Here is a 7,117-nt window from a genome sequence, read left to right as displayed (position 1 = left end):
GAACACTTATGTGTTCCTTTCGCATTGTCTCTACTACCAGTTGCTTAAATTCCGGCGTGTAGCGTTTGTTCGGTATTCCTTTTGGCATAATAAAACACCCCACTTGTTATCCAGTATACCATACTGTCTAACAAATGGGGTGCAGTTCATCCACCCTGGGGCGGGCAGTTTTTTTGCGGCTCTGGACATACAATATTTCGCGCCGGTTCACAAGGTTTTTACAACTCTCGCTTTCCGTTTGGGGGCGAATGTGGTATACTATGGTATTGCTGCAACCCAGCAAAAAACGAGAAAAGACAGGATGTGCATCCTATGAAAGATGGATTTCTGAAAGCAGCCGCCCTCTCCCCCGCGCTGCGGGTGGCAGACTGCGGATATAACACCGACCAGATCCTGACCCAGCTGCGGGACTGCGCCCAGCGGGGGGTCAAGCTGGCCGTCTTCCCGGAATTTTGCCTCACCGGCTACACCTGCGGCGACCTGTTTTTGCAGCGCACCTTGCAGCAGGGCGCGCTGGAAGGGCTGGGCCGCATCCTGGAAGCCAGCGCCGGGCTGGATCTGGTGGCCCTGGTGGGTCTGCCCCTGATGGTCCGGGGCAAGCTGTACAACTGTGCCGCTGTGGTCTGCCGCGGGCAGATTCTGGGCGTTGTCCCCAAGACCTACCTGCCCAACTACGGCGAATTTTACGAGAAGCGCCAGTTCACCCCCGGCAGCTGCGAGGTGGAGCAGATCACCCTCTGCGGCCAGGAAGTACCCTTCGGCACCTCGCTGCTCTTCCGCTGCCGCCAGCTGGAGAGCTTTGTGCTGGGGGTGGAGCTCTGCGAGGATCTGTGGAGCGCCCTGCCCCCCTCCACCTTCCACGCCCTGGCCGGGGCCACCGTCATCGCCAACCTGTCGGCCAGCGATGAGACGGTAGGCAAAGCCGAATACCGCCGGGCCCTGGTGGAAAACCAGTCCGCCCGTCTGCTCTGCGGCTACATTTACGCCTCGGCGGCCCACGGCGAGAGCACCCAGGACATGGTCTTTGCGGGCCACAACCTGATCGCCGAGAACGGCACCCTGTTGGCCGAGGCCCTGCCCTTTGGGGGCAAGATCGCCGAAACCGAGCTGGACTGCCAGCGGCTGGAGAGCGAGCGGGCCAAAAACACCAGCTTTGAGCCCACCTCCGACGGCTATGTCACGGTGGACTTTGACCTGAACCTCTCCGAAACGGCCCTGACCCGCTGGGTGGACCCGGCCCCCTTTGTTCCCGGGGACCCCGCCCGCCGGGCCGCCCGCTGCGAGCTGATCCTGACCATGCAGGCCGACGGCCTGGCAAAGCGGATGGAGCACGCCCGGGCTAAAAAAGCCGTCATCGGCATTTCGGGCGGGCTGGACAGCTGCCTGGCATTGCTGGTGGCCGTCCGGGCCATGAAGCAGCTGGGCCGCCCCGCCGCCGACGTGCTGGCGGTGACCATGCCCTGCTTCGGCACCACCAAGCGCACCCGCAGCAACGCCGAGATCCTCTGCAACGAGCTGGGGGTCAGCTTCCAGGAGATCGACATTGCCCGGACCGTCCACAGCCATTTTGCAGACATCGGCCAGGACGAGAGCGTTTTGGATGTGACCTTTGAGAACGGCCAGGCCCGGGTCCGTACCCTGGAACTGATGGATCTGGCCAACCGGACCGGGGGCCTGGTGGTGGGCACCGGCGATCTTTCGGAGCTGGCCCTGGGCTGGGCCACCTACAACGGCGACCACATGAGCATGTACGGCGTCAACGCCGGGGTTCCCAAGACTCTGGTGCGGCACCTGGTCCGGTACGAGGCCGACGCCGCCGGGGAAGGCGCGCTCCAAAAAGTCCTGCTGGACATTCTGGACACCCCCGTCTCCCCCGAGCTGCTGCCCGCCAAGGACGGGGAAATCGCTCAGAAAACCGAGGACCTGGTGGGCCCCTATGAGCTCCACGACTTCTACCTGTATTATGTGCTCCGGTTCGGCTTCGGGCCGGCCAAGATTTTCCGGCTGGCCAAGGCGGCTTTTGCGGGCCGGGCCGAGTACCCCGACGAGGTGCTCTACAAATGGCTGCGCAACTTCTATTGGCGGTTCTTCGCCCAGCAGTTCAAGCGCAGCTGCCTGCCCGACGGCCCCAAGGTGGGCAGCGTGACCCTCTCGCCCCGGGGCGACTGGCGGATGCCCAGCGACGCCAGCGCGGCCCTCTGGCTGGCGGAACTGGAGCAGCTGCCCCTCCACCACTCTCTGTAAAGGAACCAACTTGTCATGCAGCGCAAAAAATTGCTTATCAATCTGATCTTTGCCGCCGTGATTCTGGCCGCCGCCGGGCTTTTGTTCGGCCTGCGGGCCGCCCAGCAGGACCCCGAGGCCCAGCTGGCCGCCCAGCTGATCTACGGCGACAGCAACAACTCACTTGTTTTTGATCTGGACAAGGACGCCACCTACGACATCGACACCGGTTATCTCACCGTCCACATCCAGGTTCAGGACGGGGCGGCCCGGTTCATCGACTCGCCCTGCCACGACCACATCTGCGAGGGCTTCGGCTGGATTTCCGCCGAGGACCAATCTGCCACCTGCCTGCCCGCCCGCGCCGTGCTCACCATTGTGCCGGCGGAATAAGGGCAGCTCAATCAAAGGAGATGGAAGGATTCTCTCATGAAACATCGGGATGATTCCAAATTTCAGGGCTCGGGGCCCCAGTACCCCCGGCGCATCCAGCGCACCACCCGTCCAGAGGAGGACGAGCCGGTGGTAGTGGACAGCTCGGCGTTTTTCCGCGCGGACACCCACTCCCACCAAAAGCCTCCGAGCGCTTCTTCTGCCCCCCGCCGCCGGTCTGCCAGCGGCCCGGCCCGGAGCGCTCAGCCCGCCCCTCATCCACCCAAACGAGGCTACTTTATGCTCTTTGTACAAGCGCTTCTGACCATTGCCGCCCTGGTGCAGCTCTACCGCACCCAGATGCTGCCCCTGCATTATCTGGTGATTCTGGGCGCCCTGCTGGGCCTTATCTGGCTTTTGTTCTGGCAGTGCCAGCAGTATAAAGTCCGGGGTTTTCTGGCCCGGTTCGCCTCCCTGATCCTCAGTGTGGCCATGGCGGTGGGCTGTGTCTTTGCCGAGCACGGCCTCAACGCCCTGGACAATGTGACCGCCGGCGAAGTGGTCGGCCCCGAGGCCCAGGCCATTGTGTCCGAGCCTTTTGTGGTCTACCTGAGCGGTGTGGACACCCGGGGCGAGCTGACCGAGAACGCCCGCAGTGACGTGAACATTCTGGCGGTGGTCAACCCTGTGACCAAGCGGGTGGCGCTGATCAATACGCCCCGGGACTACTATGTGGACCTGGCGGGGACCGACAGCAAAGACAAGCTGACCCACGCGGGCCTTTACGGCGTCGAGACCTCCATGGCCACCCTCGGCGGGCTGTACGGGGTGGATGTGGAGTATTACATCCGGATCAATTTCGCCGGGTTCATGGAGATCGTGGACGCCATGGGCGGCATTGACGTCTATTCCGACTACACCTTCACCTCGGTGGGCAGCCCCGGCTACTATAATCCCACCGACTTTGTGGAGGGCTGGAACCACCTGGACGGCGCCGCCGCCCTGGCCTTCGCCCGGGAGCGCCACGCCTTCGCCACCGGCGACATCCAGCGGGGCATCAACCAGATGAAGGTCATCCAGGCCATGCTGGACAAACTCCGTTCCCCCGCCCTGCTCACCAGCTACACCCGGCTGATGGCCGCCGTCTCCGACTGCTTTGTCACCAGCCTGTCCAGCGAGCAGATCGCCGCCCTGGTGCGGATGCAGCTGACCGACTTTGCCGAGTGGAGCATTGAGAGCTATTCCGTCACCGGCTCCAGCAGCTCCAGCACCCAGTGCTATTCCGCCAAGGGTCAAAAGCTCTATGTGATGAAACCCGATGAGGAATCGGTGGCCGGGGCCCAGGCCCTGATCCAGTCGGTGGTAAGCGGCGAGCCCGCCCCCAGCGAAACCCCCGCTGACAGCACCGCCTCTTCAGACGCGGCCGCCTCAGAACCCGCCGCCTGACCCCCCTCAACAAAACAATAAAGGCCCCCGGCCCTTGGGACAGCTGCCCAGGGCCGGGGGTTTTCTCTTTGGTTTATTTCAATCAGGCTTTGATTTCGTTCCAGACGCTCTTGCCGTCCAGGGTGGGAGCATCCACACCCAGATACTCGCAGACGGTGGCCGCGATGGTGCCGAAGCCCTGGCGGGTGCCCAGGTCTACCCCGGCCTTCACCGGTTTGCCGCAGACCAGATAGGGCACATACTCCCGGGTGTGGTCGGTGGTCTTGGTGTAGGAGGGGTCGCAGCCGTGGTCGGCGGTGATCATCAGCAGATCCTCCTCCCGCATCTGGGGGATGAACTCCGCCAGAAATGCGTCGAACTCGGTGGCAGCGGCGGCGTAGCCCGCCACATCCCGCCGGTGGCCGTAGAGCATATCGAAGTCCACCAGGTTGACGAAGGCCAGGCCCTCGAAATCCCGAGTCAGCAGCGCCTTGGTGAAGGCGATGCCGTTGGTGTTGCCGGTGGTCTTGATCTTCTCGGTGACGCCCTGGCCATCGAAGATGTCATAGATCTTGCCCACGGCGATGACATCCCGGCCCGCCGCCTTGAGGATGTCCAGCATGGTATCGCGGGGGGGCTTGAGGCTCAGGTCGTGGCGGTTGGTGGTCCGGGCGAAGGTATCCGCCGTCTCGCCGATAAAGGGGCGGGCAATGACCCGGCCCACGCCGTACTTGCCGGTCAGCATCTCCCGGGCGATCTCGCAGTAGCGGTAGAGCTCGGGCACCGGCACCAGCCGCTCGTTGGCTGCCACCTGGAAGACGCTGTCGGCGCTGGTGTAGACGATGAGGGCGTTCTCCGCGCTCTGGTGGAAAACGGCATGAACGTGGCCCGCTTCAACTTTTCCCACGGCTCCCACGAGGAGCACAAGGGCCGTCTGGATGCACTGAAGGCCATCCGTGAGGAGCTGGGCCAGCCTGTGGCCGCCCTGCTGGACACCAAGGGCCCCGAGATCCGGCTGAAGGATTTTGCCAACGGCAAAGAGCAGCTGGTGGCCGGCCAGACCTTTACCCTGACCACCCGTGAGGTGGAGGGCACCAACGAGATCTGCTCCATCACCTATAAGGACCTGCCCCACGATGTGGTTGCAGGCGGCACCATCATGCTGGACGACGGCCTGATTCAGCTGTCCATTCGTTCGGTCACCGACACCGACATTGTCTGTGAGGTCCTGAACAACGGCACCATCAAGAACAAGAAGGGCGTCAACGTACCCGGCGTCCACCTGTCCATGCCCTATATGAGCCAGCGGGACCGGGACGACATCATCTTCGGCATTGAGCAGGGCTTCGACTTCATCGCCGCATCCTTTGTCCGGACCGCTCAGGACGTCTACGACATCCGCAACCTGCTGAACAAATACGACTCTGAGATCCGGATCATTGCCAAGATCGAGAACCAGGAGGGCATCGACAACATCGACAGCATTCTGGCCGCCGCCGACGCCGTCATGGTGGCCCGCGGCGATCTGGGCGTCGAGGTGGATTTTGCTGAGCTGCCCGGCATCCAGAAGAGCATCATTGACCGGTCCTTCTCCTACGGCAAGCCCATCATCACCGCCACCCAGATGCTGGACAGCATGATGGTCAACCCCCGCCCCACCCGCGCCGAGATCTCGGACGTGGCCAACGCCATCTACGACGGCACCTCGGCCATCATGCTCTCGGGCGAGACCGCTGCGGGCGCCTACCCGGTGGAGGCCCTCAAGACCATGGCCCTGATCGCTGAGCGCACCGAGAACGAGGCCCACTACCGCAGCCTGCGGAAGGCCCAGATGAACGTCACCAACAAAACCAGCGTCAGCGACGCCACCGCCCACGCGGCCTGCCTGACCGCCCAGGACGTGAACGCCAGCGCCATCGTCACCGTGTCTGAGTCCGGCAGCACCGCCCGCCTGCTGAGCAAGTACCGCCCGGTGCAGCCCATCATCGCCTGCGTCATGCGGCCCCTGATCCAGCGCCAGCTGGCCCTGTCCTGGGGCATTACCCCGCTGATCATGCCCCTGGCCCACAGCACCGACGAGCTGATCGAGATGTCCACCACCCTGGCCGAGAAGAACGGCTACCTGCACAACGGCGAGCTGGCCGTTGTCACCGCCGGCGTGCCGGTGGGCGTCAGCGGCACCACCAACATGGTCAAGATCCACATGGTGGGCAACTGCCTGGCCATGGGCGTGGGGGTCGAGCGTGAGGACTGCGACAGCTCCAGCGCCACCGGCAAAGCCTGTGTCTGCCGCACTCTGGAAGAGGTGCGGGCACGGTTCAAGCCCGGCATGGTGCTGGTCGTCCCCGCCACCAACAACGACATGATGCCCTATATCCGGGATGCCGCCGCTCTGGTGGTAGAGGAGCCGGGCATGAACAGCCACGCCGCCATCGTGGGCAAAGCTCTGCTCAAGCCCACCATCGTGGGCGCCACCAGCGCCACCACCCACATCCGGGACGGCCTGGACATCGCGGTGGACTGCGCCCACGGCAGCGTCCAGTCCCTGCAGATCTGAGAAAAGGAGCCTGACACCATGGAACGGATCGCAAGCTTTTGCGTGGACCACACCAAACTGGACCGGGGCATGTACCTGAGCCGCCAGGACGGGGACGTGCTGACCTGGGACATCCGGATGAAGCGCCCCAACCAGGGGGATTACCTCTCCACCGGCGCGGCCCACACCCTGGAGCACCTCTTCGCCACCTACGCCCGGAACAGCGAGTATAAGGACGCGGTGATTTACGTCGGCCCCATGGGCTGCCGCACCGGCTTTTACCTGCTGACCCGGGGCCTGACCCCCGCCCAGGCTCTGAGCCTGACGGTGGATTCCTTCCGGTTTATGGCGGCCTTTGAGGGCGCTATCCCCGGGGCCAGCGAGGTGGAGTGCGGCAACTACCGGGACATGGATCTGCCCGCCGCCAAAGCGGAGGCCGCTGCCATGCTGCCGGTGCTGGAACATCTCACCGCCGAGGATCTTCGCTACGATAAGTAAAATATAGTTTGTATTTTACAGATCGCAATTTTCCATCCCACAATCGCACTAAAAAACCCCCTT

The 7,117-nt window shown here is 63.4% G+C and carries 5 protein-coding genes and 1 pseudogene; 5 read left to right on the top strand and 1 reads right to left on the bottom strand.

Going from position 1 to position 7,117, the window contains the following annotated elements:
- Positions 1 to 312 precede the first annotated feature (312 nt).
- The 3 genes from JCM17207_RS05965 to JCM17207_RS05955 are packed head-to-tail and all read left to right on the top strand — an operon-like array spanning position 313 to position 4,041.
- Positions 313 to 2,244, top strand: a complete 1,932-nt coding sequence (locus JCM17207_RS05965) for an NAD(+) synthase (protein ID WP_238316708.1) — start codon at positions 313 to 315, stop codon at positions 2,242 to 2,244.
- Between the two features lie 15 nt (positions 2,245 to 2,259).
- Positions 2,260 to 2,616, top strand: a complete 357-nt coding sequence (locus tag JCM17207_RS05960) for a NusG domain II-containing protein (protein ID WP_238316707.1) — start codon at positions 2,260 to 2,262, stop codon at positions 2,614 to 2,616.
- A gap of 36 nt (positions 2,617 to 2,652) precedes the next feature.
- Positions 2,653 to 4,041 carry an LCP family protein gene (locus JCM17207_RS05955; protein ID WP_238316706.1) on the top strand — a complete coding sequence of 463 codons (1,389 nt, stop codon included), beginning with the start codon at positions 2,653 to 2,655 and terminating at the stop codon, positions 4,039 to 4,041.
- A gap of 82 nt (positions 4,042 to 4,123) precedes the next feature.
- Here the strand turns inward: JCM17207_RS05955 and JCM17207_RS05950 are convergent.
- Positions 4,124 to 4,876, bottom strand: a pseudogene (locus tag JCM17207_RS05950) (phosphopentomutase); the annotation flags it as partial.
- Positions 4,877 to 4,897: 21 nt separating this feature from the next.
- Between JCM17207_RS05950 and pyk the strand changes: the two are divergent.
- Complete coding sequence (gene pyk / locus JCM17207_RS05945) at positions 4,898 to 6,577, top strand: pyruvate kinase (protein ID WP_309295404.1); 1,680 nt, start codon at positions 4,898 to 4,900, stop codon at positions 6,575 to 6,577.
- An 18-nt stretch (positions 6,578 to 6,595) separates the two neighbouring features.
- Positions 6,596 to 7,054: an S-ribosylhomocysteine lyase gene (locus tag JCM17207_RS05940; protein ID WP_238316705.1), complete on the top strand. Its 459-nt coding sequence runs from the start codon at positions 6,596 to 6,598 to the stop codon at positions 7,052 to 7,054.
- Positions 7,055 to 7,117 lie beyond the last annotated feature (63 nt).

Source organism: Faecalibacterium gallinarum (assembly GCF_022180365.1).
Taxonomy (GTDB): domain Bacteria; phylum Bacillota; class Clostridia; order Oscillospirales; family Ruminococcaceae; genus Faecalibacterium; species Faecalibacterium gallinarum.
This window is presented reverse-complemented; position numbering and strand designations above follow the sequence as displayed.

Bases quoted from the DNA above. Each gene is read 5' to 3' on its own strand.
- JCM17207_RS05940 (WP_238316705.1), top strand. From the start codon at position 6,596: ATGGAACGGATCGCAAGCTTTTGCGTGGACCACACCAAACTGGACCGG.
- pyk (WP_309295404.1), top strand. From the start codon at position 4,898: ATGAACGTGGCCCGCTTCAACTTTTCCCACGGCTCCCACGAGGAGCAC.
- JCM17207_RS05965 (WP_238316708.1), top strand. From the start codon at position 313: ATGAAAGATGGATTTCTGAAAGCAGCCGCCCTCTCCCCCGCGCTGCGG.
- JCM17207_RS05960 (WP_238316707.1), top strand. From the start codon at position 2,260: ATGCAGCGCAAAAAATTGCTTATCAATCTGATCTTTGCCGCCGTGATT.
- JCM17207_RS05955 (WP_238316706.1), top strand. From the start codon at position 2,653: ATGAAACATCGGGATGATTCCAAATTTCAGGGCTCGGGGCCCCAGTAC.